Genomic DNA, 20,359 nt, shown 5'->3' on the forward strand with positions numbered 1-20,359 from the left:
ATATACTCAGTAATTAATGTTGAGTATACTCAGTAAAATGAAAATCGTCAAGGAGTAAAATGATGAATAATAAATCTAACTTTAAACAAAACCCAACAGCAGGTGCTCTTTTAGAAATGCTATTTAAAACTACACATCATCTTCATAGGCAATTTGAAAATACCTTAAATACGTTTGATACACCTTCTGCTTTAACAGGGCCAAGGCTTAGATTCTTAATTACAGTAGAGGAAGCCGGTCAAATAAGAATGAGTGATATCGCTGCTAAACTTGGAATTCAACCACGAACAGTAACACAATTTGTTGATGCTTTAGAAAAAGAAGACTATCTTATTCGGTGTTCCGATCCTGAAGATCGACGAGCGACACTTTTAAAAGTAGCTCCTCAGGCGTTGAAGGATATCAAAAAAGCGAGAGCTTCTATGAGTTTGGCGGCAGAAAAAACGTTAGCATATTTACCTCAAGAGCAGCGTACCCAACTATATAATTTATTATTTGAGTTAAAACAAGAAGAGAATGTCTAGAAGGATATTCTTTTTTTTTAGTTTCATTTTAAATTGAATAATTGTAAAAGGAGTTCGAGGAATAAAATGAAAGATAAGTCAATGTGCAAATAGTGAGGAGATGTTTGAATGCTAATCAATAAAGTGGTTTTACTTACGACTAATTTAGTGGAAACGAGAGATTTCTATATTAATAAGCTTCAATTTGAAAGTACAGAGATAATGAGTGATAGCTTCACAGTTAAAGTTGGAAATAGTTTACTCAAGTTTATAGAAACACAATCAGAAAAGGATCCATTTTATCATTTTGCCTTTAATATACCAGCAAATAAATTTAGGGAAGCGAAGGAATGGGCTCAAACAAAAGTGAATCTAACAATTGAAGATGGAAAAGATGAGATTTTTTTTGAATTTCTAAATGCACATTCATTTTACTTTGAAGACCCATCTGGAAATATAGTTGAATTTATTTCCAGACATTCTATTTCGCCAAATACCTCAAAAGATTTTTCACCAAAGTCAATTATTGGTATTAGTGAAATAAATGTTACAACAAAAGATGTTCATCTAATTGGTAACCGACTAATTTTAAATGGCATTCAAGTTCGTGAGGATAGGGAAATAAATGAAAGTTTAAACTTCATGGGATCAAAAGGTTGTTTTTTACTTCTAGGTCCTCCTAAGAGAAGATGGCTATTTTCTGAAAAAATTGCTGAAGTTTTTCCTGTATCAATTACAGTTGATAACAAATTAGAAATCAAGGTTACGGATATTGGTGAGGTTAGTATTATTGAATTGAAATGAAATAAAATCATCTTAAACTATTTATATTGTACCTGCGAGAAATCCTGCTGGCTCTACCTCGAAAGTGGAGCGGCTTTTAGCGAATTTGTACTATCTTTTTGATAGAGCTAAAAAAAATAAAAATTTCGCGAACCTTTTTGTCATTCGAAACGACTTACTTTATGAAAGGGGGAGGTGACAAGAGCATTTGATGATTAATAGAGAGTCTGAAAAAAAAGAAGCATATTTTAATAGATGGATGAATGAAATTAAATCTGGTAATCAACAAGCTTTCTCAGAAATTTATAAAGAGTTTGCACCAAGAATCTACGGTTACTTTCGCATTCAATTAAAAAATGAAAGTGATATTCAGGATTTAATGCAACTCGTATTTTTGACGATTTGGCGAAGTGCAAAAAGTTATCATGCTGAATCTAGTCTTTCCTCATGGATTTTCGGTATTGCTAGACACAAGCTGTTAGATTATTTAAGACAACAGTACAAAGTGAAGACCTGGGATATTTCTGATATCGAATCGATGGAGATAGAATCAGAAGCATTAGAACAGGATTTTACCGAAGACTTAATAACTGAAATTACTATTTCAAATGCACTTGATGCCCTGCCTCCTTCATATGCGGAATTACTCTATTTAGTATTAAAAGAGTCTATGAGTTACAAAGAGATTAGTTATCTACTAAAAATTCCAATTGGAACGGTTAAAAGCAGGATGTATCAAGCAAAAATCCACTTAAAGAAACAATTACAAATGGAAGGGGGAAGATGATGAGCGCTCAGTGTGATCAAGTAAAGGAACTTTTACCGTGGTTAATGAATGGAACTTTACGTAGTGAAGAAACGATTATTGCATTAGAACATGTCAAACAATGTAAGAATTGTAAAAAGGAATTAGTTTTTTTAGTCACTATTCAAAATCAGATTAAAGAGAAGCAAGAGCTGATACCTTCTGTTAGTTTTACGAATGAGCTATGGGAAAATATTCTTCTGGCTGAGCCGGAAATAAGAACGAATAGAAATAGTTCGTTTTCTGATATACGAAATGCATTTAACTTGGCGCTTTCCCCCTTTAAAATTCTAAAACTTACATTTCATAAAATGTTTGGAACCGTAAAATGGGAAGCGAAACAGATTTATAAAGAACTAGAACATTAATTAGAATAGAGGAGTTGGATAGAATGTCAAAAGAATTTTACGAAAATAACCATAACCATAACCAAGTGAATTGGGATGCAAAAGAAGTAGGGAATTTATTAGGAGTTGTTTCAGAAAAAGTACCCGATTTGTTTAGTAAATTATTTAAGATTTTATATTCAGAAGAATCTGCGCGTGAAATGGGTAAAGCAGTAGGAAGTCTATATAAAGAGTTAAAAGAAGCTGGCATCCCACAAGATGTTGCCTTGAAAATGACGACTGATTATATGCTATCACTAAAGGACGTAACACGTGTTGTTAGCAATCAGAATAGCTATAACAATGAACCAAAGAATGAGATATAGGATTATCAAATGAATATCTTATCTATCATCATAAGATCATTTTCAAGTGTAGGGAAACTAAGTGTACTATATGTTAAGAGTAATTTTATTAAAAAATCAGCGATTAAGAAATTCAAAAACGAATTAAACAAGATGGGCATTGCAGAGGCTGACGTTTTAATACTTACTCAAAACTATTCAGATATGGTTAATTTAAATCCATTATTATATTTGAAGAAAAATAAGTGAACATAAAAATATGCATTGGAATTTAAGTCACCTTTTTTATGGTGACTTTTTGCATTTAAAGTAGGTTTTTACTAGATTTTTGTCGAATATTAAATGTGAAACTTAAATAAGCTGTATGTAATTTCATCGGTCTTTTTAACATGTTCTTAGCTTACATTTCTAATAAGAGAGCATTTATCAGGCTAAGAATGAGGTGGAATTATGCGGAAAATAAGAGTAAAACAAAGTAAAGGTCAGTCCATTATCGGAATGATCATCGGAATTATTTTTGTCATCATTGGTTTTACAATGGTTATACCAAATGCTGGTTGGTTTGGATTACTATGGACCTCAATTGCTTTAATGCTTACGATTATAAACGGGTATAACGCATTTAATGCGCGAGGAATAGCTAACTATGAAATAAATGTTGATGATAATCGGTTGAAAAAGGAAGAAGATTTTGAAGTGAAACTACGGAAGTTAAATAAATTAAAGGATGATGGAATTATTTCGGAAAGTGAATTTATCATTCAAAAGGAAAAAATTCTTGAACAAGATATTTAATTTAAATTCTTAATCTTTTTTACTAGGAAGAAGGAAAGGAAATGTTTATTAAGTTATTATTGGAAGTTATGTTGCCATTATTTTTTTATGTCATACTTGGCTATTTTTTTAAGCGGATTTTTAATCTTCATTTAGCAACTTTGACCAATCTTTTAGTCTATTTATCTCTTCCTGTAGCTGTATTTATGAAAATATATAATAGTCCATTATCTGGATCTGTCGCAGGTGGAGTATTAATTTATTTAATCGTACAGTTTGCAGTCATGTCCCTAGTTTCGTACGTAGTGTGTAGATGGAGACGAGTAGAGCCATCAATGCGTGGAACATTTGCAAATAGTATCGCTTTAAATAATTCGGGGAATTTAGGATTACCGGTTAATGCATTAGTATTTAAAAATGATCCATTTGCTTTAAGTATTGGAGTTTTAATTGTACTCTTTCAAAATGTTATGACTTTTACAGTGGGGGTATACAACGCGGAGGCTGCAGTTAAAATGAAAGAAGCCATTGTTAAAATGCTTAAACTGCCTATTCTATATAGTGTTGCACTTGGATTTATTCTTCAACTATCACATGTGAAATTGCACTCAACTATTCTAACAGTTTTTGATCCTGTTACGGATGCATTTGCACCATTTGCTCTTGTTACACTAGGTGCACAATTAGCTGAATCTGGCAAAGACATAAGTTGGAATAATCTAGCAATCAGTAATTTGCTTCGTCTAATAGGTGGACCAATAATAGCATTCGGGCTTATTCAACTATTTGGTTTTGAAGGTGTAACAGCAAAAGCATTGTTTATTGGTAGTGCGTTTCCTAGTTCTAGAAATAGCGCACTTCTATCATTCAATGGCCCCCATGCGAGCTTTGCAGCACAAACAGTGATTACCTCAACAATAGTAAGTAGTATGACGTTACCAATTGTCATCCAATTGGCAAGTGTACTTTTTTAAAGAAAAAAGTGATTGTCATTATGACAATCACTTCAATTTTTTTATTTATTGTTTTCTTTATAATATAATTCCAGTTTATATTTCAGGCTTTCAATCTGCGACTTTTGAGAAATTGGAAACCCATTTTTTCTAGTTTTTACACTACACATCCAACATGAACAATGGACTTTTCCCTTCGCAAAATAGCCAGGATACTTTGCTGAATAGCCCAAAAAATTTACGAGTTTAAGTTTTCGCGAAATAACTCTTTGTCTTTGATACCTAAAATAACTACGGTTTCTTTTTTGAAGATGATGATTCATTGGTTAACACTCCCTAGAAAATGGCTCAACCTGTAAAAGTCCCTAGGGTAGTACTAGACGATTACAGGTTGAGTATTGTGTTAACCCTATGTGAAAATAAATTCAATGACATCTACTCCTTAAAGGCTGTTTTTCTATTCTATTAAACATAATACAGTATATTTTATTTTTTTATATAGTCAAATCGGACGATTGTAAGGGAGAAAATACGCATGCTAAATTCAGAAAAAGATATTATAAACCTTGTAAAAAATGACAAATGGATGATGGATATATTAAACACGGCAAAAGAATTACAATTACCTGATTGGTGGGTTTGCGCTGGATTTGTTCGCTCGAAAATTTGGGATACATTACATGGATTTGATGAAAGGACCATCATAGACGATATTGATGTCATTTACTTTGATCCATTCAATGTAGATGAGATGGTAGAAAAGGAATATGAAGAGATGTTAAAAAGTAAACTTCCAAATCTTCCTTGGTCAGTAAAGAATGAAGCGAGAATGCATTTAATTAATAATTTACCACCTTATCACTCTTCTATTGATGCGATGTCGAAGTTTCCTGAAACAGCTACTGCACTTGGCTTGAGCATAAATGAAATGAGCGAAGTAGTTTTAGCAGCACCATGTGGTGTTGAGGATATATTAAATTGTGTCATAAAGCCAACCCCTACTTTTCTTCAAACTAAAGAACTGATTCCAATTTTTGATGAGAGAGTTTCGAAAAAGAATTGGAATAAAAGGTGGACAAAAGTAAAACTTGTAGTTGAAAGTTATTAAAAATAGATAATAATACATAGAACAATATCTAATTTTAGTAATAGACTATTTAGGGGGGATTTTTGAATGAAAAAGATAATGTTTATTAGTTTGGCTATCATAAGTGTATTGTGTTTAGCAAGTTGCCAAACGAAAGACTATGGGAATAAGGATGGAAAGACGACGATTGAGGATAAGGATAAAACACCAGTTGAAAATAAAGATAATGAACCTAAAAATGAACTTACTCTTTATGGAAATGATGTTTTTAAAGATATTTCAGTCGTTCGAGAAGAGACAGTTAATAATGTTTTTCAAGTAGAAGGAAAAGCGAGTGTATTTGAAGCAATGTTTTTATACCGTTTAGAAGATGGGCATAACGTATTAGCTGAAGGAAGTGTCATGGCGGATCAAGGCGCACCAGAGTGGGGAAACTTTAAATTCAAGATTAACCATAAGCAAGCATCCAGCCCAAATGGCGTTTTAACTATATACGTTGCTAGCGCCAAAGACGGGTCTCCTGAACATGAGTTGAATATACCAGTACAATTTCCAAATTATTAATAATAAAAAAGACTTTAGAAAACTCTAAAGTCTTTTTTATTATTAATTTGTAGAATTTCTTAAATTAATTTAATGTTTATATTAATGAAAATTAATAATTGAGCAAAATAAATAGTATCTATTGCAGTATTTGCGTAGATTATTAAAAATTTCTAATGTTTTATTAATTAAATTTTAAAAAATATATAAGTTCGTTTTCATTTTTTACATATATGCTTATCTAATACAATTAAATATTTCATAAGTGTTATTATAAGGAAAATGAGGGATAAAATAAATGAAAAAAATATTAATTATAGAAGACGAAAAAGAATTAGCAAATTTTATTAGGTTAGAACTTGAATATGAAGGAAATGAAGTTCATATTTCAAATGATGGACGAGATGGACTGAACCAAGCGATTGATAATGACTATGATTTAATTTTACTTGATCTTATGCTACCGAACTTAAGTGGCATTGAAGTGTGTAGAAGAATTAGAGCACATAAAGATACACCAATTATTATGATAACTGCCAGAGATAGTGTCTTTGATCGTATTTCAGGTCTAGATAGTGGTGCAGATGACTATATTTCTAAGCCATTTGTAATCGAAGAGTTATTAGCACATATGCGAGCAATTTTTAGACGTATCGATCGATCAACAAAAATTCACTGCTTAAAATTTAAGGATTTATCACTTGATTCTGCTGCGAGGGTTGTTAAAAAAGAAGAAACGGTTATTGATTTAACTAAAAAAGAATTCGATTTATTATATTTATTAATGAGCAATATCAATCGTGTTTTAACAAGAGAAATCTTATTAGAAACTGTATGGGGCTATGGCTCAACAATTGAAACGAATGTAGTAGATGTTTACATTAGTTATTTGAGAACAAAGCTAGATGATAAAAATAATACTTATATACACACTGTTCGAGGTACAGGGTATGTAATGAGAATGTAGGTGGATTTTGAAAGTAATTAATAAACTATCGATAAGATGGAAAATAACAATCATGATTGTAGGTCTTATGTTTTTCATCTTTACTTTATGTAATATTATTCAGCTTTCTTTAATTCAAATTTCTATTATTAATCAACAGCAACACAGAATTGAAAAGAGATTAAATGAAACGGTGGCCTATTTAGATGAAGAATATAAGCATAAGGAACCGGACAAAACTTCTTTAATAGAAAATAAATCTTATTTCGAAAAAATCATTCAAAATAATGAAATGATTCGTTTATTAGATGACAACGGAAATGTAATTTTTACTGTTTCCAGGAAGATGCCTGAAATCCACTTTAATAAAAATAGTGTTGGAGAATTTCAAGAATATCGAAAGCATAATCAAGAAATTCTCATTAAAAGTAAAGCTCTTCGCTACGGAAAATTTCATGGTGTACTAGAAGTGGCAATGAATATAGAAATTTTCTCTAAGTTTGTTAAAGAAGCGTTTTTTATATTACTTTTTGGTACAAGTATTTCACTTTTATTTAGTATTTTTAGTGGTTACTTTTTTTCGAAAAATCTCTTAAAACCAATTAAAGATCTGAGTCAAACAATGACGAAAATCAAAAATAATCAACTAAAAGAACGTGTAGTTGTCGGAGAAACAAATGATGAACTATCTGATTTAGGTTTGATTTTTAATAGGATGATGGATGAATTAGAAACATCCATTACAAGACAAAAACGTTTTGTGGAAGATGCATCACATGAATTAAGAACTCCTTTAGCTATTATTCATGGTCACTTATCGTTAGTTAATAGGTGGGGAAAAAAAGATGAGAAGGTTTTGGAGAACTCATTGAATACGTGTATTAATGAAACAAATCGTATGATCATCTTAACTAACGAACTTTTACAGTTATCTAAATTAGAAAAATCGAATGAACAGATTGGTCAATATGCGCCTTCGAATATTATTGAAGTAATAAATGAGATTATAAATAATTATCAGTTATTACATGAGGATTTAATCATTCAATTTAATGTAAATGCTGAAGTGATCAATGAAGCAAATATAGCACGTGAACATCTGATGCAAATTCTCATTATCTTATTTGATAATGCTGTTAAATATAGTAATAAAAGTGAAACGAAAATAAATATTAACGTTACTCAATCTCATGATAGCCTATATATAAAAGTTAAAGATAATGGAATGGGAATTAAAGCTGAGGATATAAACCATATTTTTGATCGTTTTTATCGAGCGGATAAGGCAAGAAGCAGAGCAAATGGTGGGAATGGCTTAGGATTATCCATTGCAAAAAATTTAATAGAAAACTATGGTGGAGACTTGCAGATTACAAGTGAGTATGGGGAAGGTACAACTGCCATTATTATTTTAAAAATAGCTGAGTAATTTGTGGAGTAGACTTGTTTTCTGAACAAGTCTACTTTTTTTCGGAAACTTAACTTATCATCAGAAATAAAATTGATCGAATCGAATACGATATTATTAGTTCGATAAGTATGTTTGTGGTAAAGTTGAATAAAATGAAAATTCTTTTAATTAGTAGGGGGAACAATATGAGCCGAGTAAGTATTTCGATTAACTATGCAATTATGATTGAAGAATTACGTAGTGCTGGTGTGGAAAATGGTCAATTAGTCGAAGTTCTCAAACAAGAAGATTACGAATTTCTCAATCAATTTGGCAAGGGATTCCCAGATTGGGAGACTTTACTAAAACTATATAAACGAAATGAAGAAGAGTTTAATAAAATTATTTATGAAGGCTACCAAATTACATTTTTGACAAAAGGATCTTTAATGACCTTATTACGATTTAAATTTGGAATTGAAGTGGAAAAGGATTATGAGGATAAAGGTACAGCAATTGAGGGAATCCTTTTATCTGAAGAAGCTGCAAACAATTTAAAGGATACTCTTGCGATAAACTGGAAACTTAGTACATATGTTGACGAAAAAGACAATTTATCAAAAATTCGTATTGAACTAGTAAAAGGTACAGAATTTGCGACTTTATAAAAAGAAAACTCTTTATCAAGTTATGACTTGGTGAGGAGTTTTTTTTATAGGATGTTTTCGTAAAGTTCGTTGCTTTTAAATATGGAGTTTCGTACATTTCTACTCCAGGTTGCTCGCTTTCCGTGGGGCGGGAGCAAAGCCACATGGGCCCACACGATGTGGGTCATGCATGCGTTACGACAGGACGTCGTGGTATTAGCATGCCTACCTTTTTGATCATTTCGGGGTCTCACCTGTCCCGCATCTCCCGCAGGAGTCACGCACCTTCCGTTCCAATTTTTTTCATTATTGAGCGTTCGCTTTTAAAACCATTTTAAAAATTAAATTATATAATTAACGTTTTGAGTATATGATGTTTTTCTAATTTCGATAAAGGGAAAAAAGATTGATAAGTGGAATTCAAAATGTAAGAAATAAGTGATGATTAAAAAGGAGAATCAAAATGGCCGTAAAAAAACTTTTTTGGGAGGACCCATATTTAAAGAGTATTAGTGCAACGATCACAAATGTGACAGGGCAAAATATAACATTAAATCAAACTATCATATATGCCTTTTCAGGTGGCCAACAATCTGATTCTGGTAGCATTGGAGATTTTGAAATAATAGAGGCTAAAAAAGAAAATTTAGAGATCATTTATACACTCCCAGAAAATCATACTCTTCAAAAAGGACAAGAAGTTGGCGTTTTAATCGATTGGGAGAAAAGATATCGAATTATGAAGCTACATTTTGCAGCAGAAATAATACTTGAATTAATGTACCAAAACTTTAATCGACCTGAAAAAATAGGAGCAAATATTACAAGTGAAAAAGCAAGAATTGATTTTTATTGGAATGGAAATATCACTGAAACTTTTCCAGTGATAGAATTAAAAGCTAAAGAGTTAATTGAAGCAAATCTGAGCATTCACAGTCATTTTAGTGATGAAGAAACACAACGAAGATGTTGGGAGATTCATGGATTTGCAAAAGTACCTTGTGGAGGAACACATATTAAAACAACAGGTGAAATAGGTAATATTAAACTTAAACGCGTTAATATTGGTGGAGGGAAAGAGCGGATTGAAATTTATTTAGCATAAAATGGATGAGTGTAACTATATTAATGGTATCAAGAAGGATGAGTGTAACTATATTAATGGTATCAAGAAGGATGGGAGGAGATTAATTGGAAATTGCCATTATTCTATTAGTCGTAGGTTTATACATAGCTTTTCAAACTAGTAGAGGTAAATCTGCTAAGAGAAAATATATAACTTGGGGAATAACAATAATGCTTATTATTTCTCCAATTATCTCAATGTTTGTCTCTATAATATATGGGCTTAATGCAAAGGATGGTTTTGCAGGGGTTGCTCTAATGATGATTTTACTTCCTCTCACGTTCCTTATAGGTCTTATCATTTTGATACTTGGAATTTTTAAAAAGAATCCATTAAAAGAGGGAATTACAAAGGATTTCAACTAAATTAACCAAAAAAAGCTACCTGTTTACGGAGATAGGTAGCTTTTACTTTTACATTAAAAATCAAAATTGTCAGGGTCTGGACCAACTCGTTTGTTTGAATCAAGTGTTGCAATTTCGTTCATATCATCCGCCGAAAGTTTGAAGTCAAATACTTCAAAGTTTTCTTTAATACGTGATGGAGTAATGGATTTAGGAATTGCTATAACATTTCGTTGTAAGTGCCAACGAAGAATGATTTGAGCAGATGTTTTTCCATATTTTTGTGCAAGATCTGTAATAATCGAATTTGTTAACGCTTCGCCACCTTGCATTAATGGACTCCAAGCTTCTAGTGCAATACCATTCTTTTGACAATATTCATGCAATTGGTTTTGTGGGAACATTGGATGTAATTCCACTTGATCAACCATTGGTTTAATATTACGATGTGCTGCAATGTCTTCTAAATGATGGATATGAAAATTCGAAACACCAATAGCCGGTACTTGTTTTTCATCATAAAGTGTTTCGAGTGCTTTATATGTATCTAAGTATTTTTCTTTAACTGGCCAGTGAACTAAGTAAAGATCAACATAGTCTAAACCTAATTTTTTAAGGCTTTCCTCATGTGCTCTTAAAGTTGTATCATACCCTTGATCAGCATTCCATACTTTTGTCGTAACAAAAAGTTCATTACGTGCAACGCCTGATTGACGAATCGCTTCACCAACCTGTTCTTCATTTTTATAAACTGCAGCTGTGTCAATATGACGGTAACCAACCTCAATGGCTGTGCGAACTGCATCTACACCATCTTCAGGTGATACACGCCAAACACCTAAACCTAATTGAGGCATTTTTACACCATTATGTAGCTCTATCGAATGTTCAAATTTCAATTTAATTCCCTCCTTATAAAAGACTAAATCTAGTGTACAATATATTTCTAAAAATTTAAAAAAATAAGATGTGTATAATACAGTTTTTTATTGAAGAAATTAAATAATATAATAAAAAAGAGCGGATAAGTTGTAAATTTTTCATTTTTCCTTCAATATAGGTATAGGAAAAATTTACTTAATTTTTGCTTGGAGGGAAATGAATGTTAAATAAAATTCTAGAATTCAATAAACATTTTGTTGAAAGTAAAGGATATGAGCCATACTTAGCTTCTAAGTTTCCCGATAAAGAAGTAGTAGTTGTAACATGTATGGATACTCGTTTAGTTGAGTTATTACCAAAAGCACTCGATTTACGTAATGGTGATGTGAAAATGATTAAAACGGCTGGAGCTGTAATTTCTCATCCTTTTGGATCAGTTATGAGAAGTATATTAGTATCGATTTATGAACTGGGTGCAAAAGAAGTGTTAGTTATTGGGCACCATGAGTGTGGGATGGGGAATACTGATCCAACACGAATCAAGAAGAGAATGATTGAAGCTGGGATTAAAGAAGATAGTTTAGAAATCCTAGGTTCTTCAGGTATTAATTTGGATAAGTGGTTATCTGGATTTACAGATGTATATGAAAGTGTAGAACACAGTGTATCAATTATTAAAAACCATCCTTTAATACCAAAGGACATTGAAGTGCATGGATTAGTAATTGACCCACATACAGGTAAATTAGAAGTAGTTCATAGAGATGAGAAAACAACGGAATAATTCTTAATCAAAAAGAGTTACTGTTCTAGATAACAATTCTAGAAAGTAACTCTTTTTCTTTTGTTATTTCTCTTACCATGATTCCAATAAAACACGATCGTTTATTGGTTGAGTCGATCGGTTAGTAGGATAATAAAGATTTTGATAAAACATGATTTGTTTATCTGAAAACTGAATTGGTTTTTTATAAACAATCCAGGTCACTCCCTCAGTACATGGTGGCGTTGTTATTGAACCTTTATATACTATTTTTTTACTAGTATTTGGAATAAAAGAATGTAAATTTAGTGTGACAATATTTCCGTTTTGTCTTTCTCCAGATAATATGTTTGAAGTGATTACTTTTTGAAACTCTTTATTAAACTCACCGATATTAACAAGAATACCAATTACTGCAATTGAACCATTTGCATCTTTATGTACGAAATGGATTTCTAATGCTGATTGTTTCCCGTATAGTAAATGTTCACTCGGAGTATGAAAATGAAATTGTATTAACTCATAATTTTTACCCCTTAAATTTATTGAGTTTGAATGTTTAAGTGGAATCAATTTAGTTGTAAATTGTTCTTTTTCAATCTTAAACTCACCACTATGATAATTTATACCTAACGGGAGAGAGGATTTGTTTGTTTGTTCAATATTTATTGGCGATTGGTAACTACCTTTTGAGCAAAGCGCGTATTCATTTTTGATTGAACTCCAATAATTAGGACCGGTTTTACCAGTATAAGACCAATCAACTTCATTGTTAGATTTAACCGACGGTTCCGTTAATTGAATAACGTGCTCATTTCGGATGTTTGAACACCCTGTTAATAGAAAGAGCAATACGCTTACAAGACTAAAAAATTTTTTCAATTAAGTACACCTCTTTTAATATAGGTATGATACGATACATTTTAGACAACGATGTTACGGTACAAACCTATAAAAGCACTCAGTTTAAAGGAGGGTTAATTATGAATTTTGAAGAAACTATGAAAGCTTTAGAAGAAATGGGAACAGAGCAAACAAAAAAAACATTTCTACGTCACGGTGCAAAAGAGCCATTTTTTGGTGTTAAAATTGGTGATATGAAAAAGCTTGTAAAATATGTGAAAAAAGATCAAGACTTAGCATTGGCTCTATTTGATTCAGGAAATTCAGACGCAATGTATTTGGCAGGTTTATCAATTAACCCGAAGTTAATGACAAAAGAGAAACTTCAAAACTGGGTAAGTAAAGTACACTGGTATATGATTTCAGAAAGTATTGTTGGAGCAGTGGCTGCAGAAAGTCCTTTTGCTATAGAATTAGCTCGAGAATGGTTAAAGTCGGATGAGGAGTTAATTGAAGTATGTGGTTGGAGTGTTTACACACATTATTTATCAATCACTGCCGATGAAGTAATTGATAAGAATGAAGTGATTGAACTCCTAAACTATGTAGAAAAGAATATTCATACGTCTAAAAATAGAGTTCGTTATGTGATGAATAGTTTTGTGATAGCCGTCGGTAGTTTTGTGCCTAGTCTTACTGTTGATGCAATGATCGTTGCCAAAAAGATAGGTAAAGTAAGTGTAGATGTTGGAAATACAGCCTGTAAAGTACCTTTAGCAACTGATTATATTGAAAAAGTTGAATCAAAAGGGAAAATTGGAGTAAAGAAGAAAACTTGTATTTGTTAGCATGAAGAAATCACCTATGTTAAGTAGGTGGTTTTTTATTAGAAGGAGATATAGTGGAGATGGTTTTAGAATCAGATAGACTTTTTATTAGAGAACTTACTATAAATGATTTAAGTGGTTTACATAAGCTGCAATCTAATCCGAATGTTATGAAGTATATTACAGGACGACCAAAAACAAGTGATGAAACGAAAAAAGAATTAGAAAATATACTTCATAATTATGAAGTGAAAAATATAAACTTTTTAGTATTGGCAGTATGTAAAATTGAAAATGATGAATTTATCGGAACATGTGCAGTCATTAAAAATGAAAAGAAAGAATACGAGATCGGTTATAGATTAATAGAAGAACATTGGGGGAAGGGTTACGGTTCAGAATTGATTAAATTAATCATTTCATATTGTTTTGATGAACGAAATTTAGACTATTTAGTTGCTTGTGTAGAATCAGGCAATGTTAACTCAATTAAAATTTTGGAGCAATTCGGTTTTCAATGTATTAATGAATTAGAAGATGAAGGAACCATCGCATCAGAAAGATATTATCGATTAGATAATCAAAGACATTATGATGTTTAGTATCTTATATAAAAGCTCTCTTAAAAAATAATGTTGAATTCCGTTACAGGATGCTCCCTTTCCGTGGGGCGTGAGCTGAGTCTCCTCGGCAAGCCTGCGGGGTCTCACCCTTCTCGCTACTCCCACAGGAGTCTCGCACCATACACTCCAATCAAATCTCTATATACATTCTTTGCTTCAAATCATATTAAATCTTTCAGAACAATGCGTTTTGTTTAATATCAACAAAAACATTAACAGAGCGTATATAAAAGGAGAAAATAATGACAATTCATGGTTTAGATTCACTAAAACACATACCTTCTATAATTGTCTCAATCTTAAACTTTATGCTCATAGGCTTCGTTTTTTATCGGGTGTATAAAGAAAAGGAAATTAAACCAAAACTTTGGAAGGCATTAGGTGTTATGTATATTGGTGCCTTTGCCTTTACATTTAATTTCAATTTCTATCAAAATATTATTCAATTTCCGATTTTACCGATAGGTGTTTGGATCATTTATTGGTTTAGTAGAAGGAGGAAATCTGAAAGATGGACGATCTACCGTGGTTTTGCGTGGAAAGGGTTTTTACTTAGATTTGTTTTTATAATTACTAACTTCCTAATTCAACCGATCAATTCATTAATGTATCCGAAAGATGAGATCCAAACATTTATCGCTGACATTCATGAGCCAAGCGTTCTTACGACAAATATAAAATTTAGCGATGTGTCATTAATAAGTAATAAAATGCTCACATCAAAGAACTTATTTAAAGCTAATAATATAAACAGTGAAGCATGGTATTACGAATCATCACATTATGAGGAGAAAAAACCTACACCGCCTGAACGTTTTCCATATTTATTACTAGGTACGAAACCAAAGTTTGGTAGTGGTTTAGATTCTATGATTTATATAGAAAAAGATGGAAAAGGGATTTTTATTACAACTAACGGAAGGCATTACTACTTCAGAAGTGAAGCAAAGATTATTTCACCGGTTAAAGGAGGAAATAGTCATGTTAACTAATAAAAAAATAATCATTAGTTTACTATTTACAATATTATTAGCGCTTAGTTTAATCTATTGGTTTTATCTTGCAAAGCCAAAACCGTTTTATTCGGAAAGAACTTTAAAACATATCATTAATGAATCCACTGAGATGGCTTTTGCAAAGGAAATTCAAGATATCATCTATATTGATCAAAAGCATGTTTACGTACCAATAATATCAAAACGAAATGAATATGGTGTTAGCTTTTGGAAATGGGAACACCATAAATGGAAAGTCGTAAGTATATCTAATAAAGGTGGAATGCCAACTCTTTGGAAAATAAACCCTCATGATCCTGCCTCATATGCTATGTTTTGGAATTATAGTCCGGACGATCATGTGTATGAGATAAAGATTAGATTTTTACGCTCTCGAGGATTTCAAGTTTCAGATAACATTAATTATTACACACCTAAAATTCAAATGGAAAAAAGAGTTAGTCTCAAAAATAAAACATACGGTTATTTTAAATATCCTCAAAATTGGGTTGAAATTCAAAAGTTGGAACAGAAGATAGAATCAAGTAATAAATCAATATTAGATGACGATGCTTACCCAACTTCAATAAGTCTATCAATGACAACATACGACAAAGTAGGAAAAGAGATCTTTCCCGAAAATTCTATTAATGGGATTGGTTATACCTTTGAAGATGATCTCTTTGACAATGTTATTGAAGAAGACGATCACCAAGTAGAAAATCGTAATTATTAATCAAATAAATAACTATTGTCAATAATTTGTCTTTCATCCAAATAATGAATACAATCAGATTAGGTTAAAGTTAATGGAGGAAAGAAATGAACAGTAAATTAATCATTAACGTTTTATCTGCATTATCCATTTCGATTTTATTAGCAGGTTGCAGTAGTGATAAAAAAGAAGTGAATCTTACTAGTGGGCATAAAAATCATGAAAATCATGATGAACATAACAATACGAGTGATATTCGTGAACAAACAAAAAACAAAGAAACTTTACCAACGTTCTTGGCTGTAAAAGAACCACAAATCCAACAAATATATTTAGTTGCTGCACAAAATGCGGAACTATTGAAAAATATACCATGCTACTGTGGATGTGGTGAAAGCGTTGGACATAAAAGTAATTTAGATTGTTTTATTAATGAACAAAAACAAGATGGATCAATCGTATGGGATAGTCATGCCACAACATGTGTAAATTGCATGGAAATCGCTCTAGAATCAGCTACTTTAAAACAAAAGGGAAAAACAAATTTAGAAATTAGAAATTATATAGATAACAAATATAAAGATGGATATGCAAAACCAACAAACACACCAATGCCAACCTGAAAAGTGGAAAAAGCTTTTTCAGCTCTGAGAGGAAAATCTCCGACTACTTGAAGAAGTGGTGACATTTCCACTTCAAAAGTTGTTGGAATTTTACCGAAGAGCTAGCTTTTGGAACTAGACAACCTGAAAAGTGGAAAAAGCTTGTTCAGCTCTGAGAGGAAAATCTCCGACTACTTGAAGAAGTGGTGACATTTCCATTTCAAAAGTTGTTGGAATTTTACCGAAGAGCTAGCTTTTGGAACTAGACAACCTGAAAAGTGGAAAAAGCTTTTTCAGCTCTGAGAGGAAAATCTCCGACTACTTGAAGAAGTGGTGACATTTCCATTTCAAAAGTTGTTGGAATTTTACCGAAGAGCTAGCTTTTGGAACTAGACAGCATGAAAAGTGGAGGCGCCTTGTTCAGACCCGACAAGCATAAGACGAAGAACAATGAAAGTTGGTTTATACTTTCAATGGGCTTTGGCTTATGACCTCGAGGGTCTAGGCGCAGGAACTAGACAACCTAAAAAGTGGAGGCGCCTTGTTCAGATCCTACATTCAAAAGTCTGTAGCGCACAATAAAAAGTGATTCTTACGCAAAAATGCATAAGAATCACTTTTTTATTTATAATCTTGGTCGATCGTTATTGTGCGAAATTCTCGTTAATTCTTCATGCAACACTTGATGTTCAGTTTTGTGAGGAGCAGTGGTTCCGAATTTCTTTTCCATAAAAAAGGCAAATATTACGGCTACGAAACAAATTCCCCAGAATAGATATCCGATTATGGTCATTTAAGCTTCTCCTTGCACGAGTATTACTACTCTTTTCTTTATCTTATGAAATATTCCTTTAAAATTTACAAATAATTTTTGACACATATGAACGAACGCTCATATAATAGTATTAATAAAACATATGAATGATTGCTCATGTATTCATAGGAGGACTTAATATGATTGAGGAAAAGAAGAAGGTTGATGATGTTTGTGAAGAGTCTTGTCAGCAAACCATTATGCATGAGGATACAATACGTACAGTTAAAGAAAGTATGTTGAATATTGAAACACTTACAGGTGTAGCTGATTTATTCAAGGTGTTAGGTGATAAAACGAGAACAAGAATATTACATGCGCTTAGCCAATCTGAAATGTGTGTTTGTGATCTAGCACATTTATTAGAAATGACACAATCTTCAATTTCACATCAGCTACGTGTATTAAAACAAGCTCATTTAGTAAAAAATCGTAAAGAAGGTAAAGTAGTTTATTATTCTTTGGCGGATGATCATGTAACACAAATTTTCAATCAGGCACTCGAGCATATTTTAGAGGACTAAAGTATTGGTGTTTTGGGGAGGAGTTGAGTGTTTTGGGTGCGGGACAAAGGCAAGTTCGTAAGGAATTAAAATTAGAAGGATTAGATTGTGCGAATTGTGCAATGAAAATAGAAAAAGGTGTTTCTTCAATTAAAGATGTTGATTCATGTTCAGTCAATTTTGCAACAGTGACGATGACCATAACAACTAGCGAAGAGAAACAAGAGAAGGTAATAAAAGAGGCGAAAGATAAAATTAAAAATCTTGAGCCACATATTAACCCTTTATTAAAAGAAGAAGTTGAATCAAAGCAAGAAAAGCCCGGACTAAATAATGATACGAAAAAACTACTAATTAAGCTTAGTCTTGGTGGTGTAATTCTTCTATTAGCCATTTTTTTAAAAGTACCAAATGTCTTTTTATTGATTTTATATCTAACTGCTTATTTAATTGCTGGAGCAGATGTAGTCATGAAGGCGATTAAAAATATATTTAATGGGCAAATATTTGATGAAAACTTTTTAATGGGTGTTGCCACGATTGGAGCATTTATTATTGGTGAATATCCTGAAGCAGTTGCTGTAATGTTGTTTTATCAATTAGGTGAGTTGTTCCAAAGCATAGCTGTTAATCGTTCTCGTCATTCAATTTCAAAATTAATGGATATTAGACCTGATTTTGCGAATGTAAAGACTGAGAACAAAACGAAGAGAATGCATGCAGAGGAAATAAAAATAGGTGACATTATTGTTGTTAAACCTGGTGAAAGAATCCCTCTAGACGGACTAATTACTTATGGTTCAACAAGCGTTGATACTTCAGCTTTAACAGGGGAATCATTGCCGCGTGAAGTATTTGAGGGTGAGGAAGTGTTAAGTGGTTTCATTAATTTACAAGGTGTACTTGAAATTAAAGTAACAAAGGAATTTAATGAATCGACAGTTTCAAAGATTTTAGAATTGGTTCAAAATGCAACAAATAAAAAAGCGCCTACGGAGAATTTTATAACTAAATTCGCAAAAGTTTATACGCCTATTGTAGTTATTACAGCAGCAATCATAGCTGTCATTCCTCCAATTGTTATGTCTGGTGAAACTTTATATGATTGGGTGTATCGAGCATTAATCTTTTTAGTTATATCATGTCCGTGTGCACTAGTAGTTTCAATTCCACTGGGGTTCTTTGGAGGAATTGGTGCTGCATCAAAATCTGGCGTTTTAGTTAAGGGTAGTAATTATTTAGAAGCTTTAAATGATGTGAAATATATTGTTTTTGATAAAACGGGTACGTTAACAAAAGGTCAATTTGAAGTAAGTTCAATTAATCCAAGAAATGGTTTTTCAGAAGAAGAACTATTGGAATTAGCTGCTTATGCGGAATATTTCTCAACACATCCTATAGCTCTTTCGATACGTCATAAATTTGGAAAAGAAATAATAGGAGACAAACTTTCAAATTATAAAGAAATTGCTGGACATGGAATTAGTGTGTTAGTTGAAAAAGATGAGGTTTTAGCGGGAAACGCGCGACTAATGAATACTCATCATATTCTATTTGATGAATTACATGAAACTGGTACAATTGTGTATCTGGCAAAGAATAATGAGTATGTTGGATCGATTCTCATTTCAGATCAGTTAAAAGAAGATGCAACCAAAGCAATTTCAAATCTTAAACGGGTTGGAATCAAAAAAACAATTATGCTAACAGGGGATTTAAATATAGTTGCCCAAGAGATTGGTAGCAAGATAGGAATAGATGAGATTTATTCAGAGCTACTTCCACATCAAAAGGTTGAAAAACTAGAACTTATCGAAAAGATGAAGCTTAAAAAAGAAAAAATTGCATTTGTTGGAGACGGCATTAATGATGCGCCGGTATTAGCACGTGCAGATGTAGGAATTGCAATGGGTGGAATTGGATCCGATGCAGCAATTGAAGCAGCGGACGTTGTACTAATGTCTGATGAACCTTCGAAAATTGTTGATGCAATACGAATTGCAAAACGGACTAGACAAATTGTTTGGCAAAACATCTTCTTCGCATTAGCAGTAAAAACCTTTTTCTTATTACTCGGAGTTATCGGAATTGCAACTATGTGGGAAGCTGTCATTTCAGATGTAGGTGTAACCGTGTTAGCAGTATTGAATTCGATGAGGATTTTAAGAATGAAACGATAAAAAACCTAACAATTTTGTTA

26 protein-coding genes are annotated in these 20,359 nt (G+C 32.1%); 23 read left to right on the forward strand and 3 right to left on the reverse strand.

Features of this window, described 5'->3' with window-relative positions:
• Nucleotides 1–62 precede the first annotated feature (62 nt).
• The 15 genes from B7R65_RS08740 (at nt 63) to B7R65_RS08815 (ending at nt 10,613) form a co-directional block, all read left to right on the forward strand.
• The gene (locus tag B7R65_RS08740; protein WP_088042379.1) at nt 63–524 is read left to right on the forward strand and encodes a MarR family winged helix-turn-helix transcriptional regulator; all 462 of its coding nucleotides are present in this window, start codon (nt 63–65) and stop codon (nt 522–524) included.
• A gap of 108 nt (nt 525–632) precedes the next feature.
• On the forward strand, nt 633–1,307 hold the full coding sequence (locus B7R65_RS08745; protein WP_088042380.1) for a glyoxalase: 675 nt from the start codon (nt 633–635) through the stop codon (nt 1,305–1,307).
• Between the two features lie 190 nt (nt 1,308–1,497).
• A complete protein-coding gene (locus B7R65_RS08750; protein ID WP_088042381.1) occupies nt 1,498–2,073 on the forward strand; it encodes an RNA polymerase sigma factor in 576 nt (191 codons plus the stop codon).
• A complete protein-coding gene (locus B7R65_RS08755) occupies nt 2,073–2,459 on the forward strand; it encodes a zf-HC2 domain-containing protein (RefSeq protein ID WP_088042382.1) in 387 nt (128 codons plus the stop codon). Before B7R65_RS08750 ends, B7R65_RS08755 begins: the two co-directional genes overlap by 1 nt.
• A gap of 23 nt (nt 2,460–2,482) precedes the next feature.
• Nucleotides 2,483–2,803 carry a hypothetical protein gene (locus tag B7R65_RS08760; RefSeq protein ID WP_088042383.1) on the forward strand — a complete coding sequence of 107 codons (321 nt, stop codon included), beginning with the start codon at nt 2,483–2,485 and terminating at the stop codon, nt 2,801–2,803.
• Between the two features lie 9 nt (nt 2,804–2,812).
• Nucleotides 2,813–3,031, forward strand: a complete 219-nt coding sequence (locus tag B7R65_RS08765) for a hypothetical protein (RefSeq protein WP_088042384.1) — start codon at nt 2,813–2,815, stop codon at nt 3,029–3,031.
• Between the two features lie 201 nt (nt 3,032–3,232).
• The gene (locus B7R65_RS08770; RefSeq protein ID WP_088042385.1) at nt 3,233–3,577 is read left to right on the forward strand and encodes an SHOCT domain-containing protein; all 345 of its coding nucleotides are present in this window, start codon (nt 3,233–3,235) and stop codon (nt 3,575–3,577) included.
• A gap of 41 nt (nt 3,578–3,618) precedes the next feature.
• Nucleotides 3,619–4,530, forward strand: coding sequence for an AEC family transporter (locus tag B7R65_RS08775; RefSeq protein WP_088042386.1), 912 nt, complete (start codon nt 3,619–3,621; stop codon nt 4,528–4,530).
• Nucleotides 4,531–5,044: 514 nt separating this feature from the next.
• Nucleotides 5,045–5,617, forward strand: a complete 573-nt coding sequence (locus tag B7R65_RS08785) for a nucleotidyltransferase family protein (protein ID WP_088042388.1) — start codon at nt 5,045–5,047, stop codon at nt 5,615–5,617.
• A 66-nt stretch (nt 5,618–5,683) separates the two neighbouring features.
• The gene (locus B7R65_RS08790) at nt 5,684–6,160 is read left to right on the forward strand and encodes a Gmad2 immunoglobulin-like domain-containing protein (protein ID WP_088042389.1); all 477 of its coding nucleotides are present in this window, start codon (nt 5,684–5,686) and stop codon (nt 6,158–6,160) included.
• Between the two features lie 277 nt (nt 6,161–6,437).
• Entirely contained in the window at nt 6,438–7,106 is a 669-nt protein-coding gene (locus B7R65_RS08795) for a response regulator transcription factor (protein WP_088042390.1), read from the forward strand.
• A gap of 7 nt (nt 7,107–7,113) precedes the next feature.
• Nucleotides 7,114–8,514, forward strand: coding sequence for a HAMP domain-containing sensor histidine kinase (locus B7R65_RS08800; RefSeq protein ID WP_088042391.1), 1,401 nt, complete (start codon nt 7,114–7,116; stop codon nt 8,512–8,514).
• A 167-nt stretch (nt 8,515–8,681) separates the two neighbouring features.
• A complete protein-coding gene (locus B7R65_RS08805) occupies nt 8,682–9,143 on the forward strand; it encodes a hypothetical protein (RefSeq protein WP_088042392.1) in 462 nt (153 codons plus the stop codon).
• A 442-nt stretch (nt 9,144–9,585) separates the two neighbouring features.
• A complete protein-coding gene (locus B7R65_RS08810; protein WP_088042393.1) occupies nt 9,586–10,227 on the forward strand; it encodes an alanyl-tRNA editing protein in 642 nt (213 codons plus the stop codon).
• 86 nt (nt 10,228–10,313) lie between these two features.
• A complete protein-coding gene (locus B7R65_RS08815) occupies nt 10,314–10,613 on the forward strand; it encodes a hypothetical protein (protein ID WP_088042394.1) in 300 nt (99 codons plus the stop codon).
• Between the two features lie 53 nt (nt 10,614–10,666).
• Here the strand turns inward: B7R65_RS08815 and B7R65_RS08820 are convergent, their stop codons facing one another.
• Nucleotides 10,667–11,449 (reverse strand): aldo/keto reductase, encoded by a 783-nt coding sequence (locus tag B7R65_RS08820; protein ID WP_088042683.1) that lies wholly within the window; start codon nt 11,447–11,449, stop codon nt 10,667–10,669.
• A gap of 245 nt (nt 11,450–11,694) precedes the next feature.
• Here B7R65_RS08820 and B7R65_RS08825 point away from each other — a divergent pair, with 245 nt between their 5' ends.
• Entirely contained in the window at nt 11,695–12,258 is a 564-nt protein-coding gene (locus B7R65_RS08825; protein ID WP_088042395.1) for a beta-class carbonic anhydrase, read from the forward strand.
• A 72-nt stretch (nt 12,259–12,330) separates the two neighbouring features.
• Here the strand turns inward: B7R65_RS08825 and B7R65_RS08830 are convergent, their stop codons facing one another.
• Complete coding sequence (locus B7R65_RS08830) at nt 12,331–13,119, reverse strand: carbonic anhydrase (RefSeq protein WP_088042396.1); 789 nt, start codon at nt 13,117–13,119, stop codon at nt 12,331–12,333.
• A 101-nt stretch (nt 13,120–13,220) separates the two neighbouring features.
• Between B7R65_RS08830 and B7R65_RS08835 the strand changes: the two genes are divergently transcribed.
• From B7R65_RS08835 to B7R65_RS08855, 5 genes are all read left to right on the forward strand, one after another.
• The gene (locus tag B7R65_RS08835; RefSeq protein WP_088042397.1) at nt 13,221–13,928 is read left to right on the forward strand and encodes a DNA alkylation repair protein; all 708 of its coding nucleotides are present in this window, start codon (nt 13,221–13,223) and stop codon (nt 13,926–13,928) included.
• Nucleotides 13,929–13,987: 59 nt separating this feature from the next.
• The gene (locus B7R65_RS08840) at nt 13,988–14,509 is read left to right on the forward strand and encodes a GNAT family N-acetyltransferase (RefSeq protein WP_088042398.1); all 522 of its coding nucleotides are present in this window, start codon (nt 13,988–13,990) and stop codon (nt 14,507–14,509) included.
• 263 nt (nt 14,510–14,772) lie between these two features.
• On the forward strand, nt 14,773–15,522 hold the full coding sequence (locus B7R65_RS08845) for a hypothetical protein (RefSeq protein ID WP_088042399.1): 750 nt from the start codon (nt 14,773–14,775) through the stop codon (nt 15,520–15,522).
• Nucleotides 15,512–16,261: a hypothetical protein gene (locus B7R65_RS08850; protein ID WP_088042400.1), complete on the forward strand. Its 750-nt coding sequence runs from the start codon at nt 15,512–15,514 to the stop codon at nt 16,259–16,261. The genes B7R65_RS08845 and B7R65_RS08850 overlap by 11 nt, the downstream gene beginning before the upstream one ends.
• Before the next feature lie 86 nt (nt 16,262–16,347).
• On the forward strand, nt 16,348–16,863 hold the full coding sequence (locus B7R65_RS08855; protein WP_088042401.1) for a PCYCGC motif-containing (lipo)protein: 516 nt from the start codon (nt 16,348–16,350) through the stop codon (nt 16,861–16,863).
• 604 nt (nt 16,864–17,467) lie between these two features.
• On the opposite strand, the gene B7R65_RS21290 is transcribed toward B7R65_RS08855, so the two are convergent.
• The gene (locus B7R65_RS21290; protein WP_179194819.1) at nt 17,468–17,635 is read right to left on the reverse strand and encodes a hypothetical protein; all 168 of its coding nucleotides are present in this window, start codon (nt 17,633–17,635) and stop codon (nt 17,468–17,470) included.
• 161 nt (nt 17,636–17,796) lie between these two features.
• Between B7R65_RS21290 and B7R65_RS08860 the strand changes: the two genes are divergently transcribed.
• Nucleotides 17,797–18,180: an ArsR/SmtB family transcription factor gene (locus B7R65_RS08860; protein WP_088042402.1), complete on the forward strand. Its 384-nt coding sequence runs from the start codon at nt 17,797–17,799 to the stop codon at nt 18,178–18,180.
• Between the two features lie 32 nt (nt 18,181–18,212).
• Complete coding sequence (locus B7R65_RS08865) at nt 18,213–20,339, forward strand: heavy metal translocating P-type ATPase (RefSeq protein WP_088042403.1); 2,127 nt, start codon at nt 18,213–18,215, stop codon at nt 20,337–20,339.
• Nucleotides 20,340–20,359 lie beyond the last annotated feature (20 nt).

Origin of the sequence: Bacillus sp. EAC, assembly GCF_002156875.1 — a bacterium.
Lineage (GTDB): Bacteria > Bacillota > Bacilli > Bacillales > Bacillaceae_G > Gottfriedia.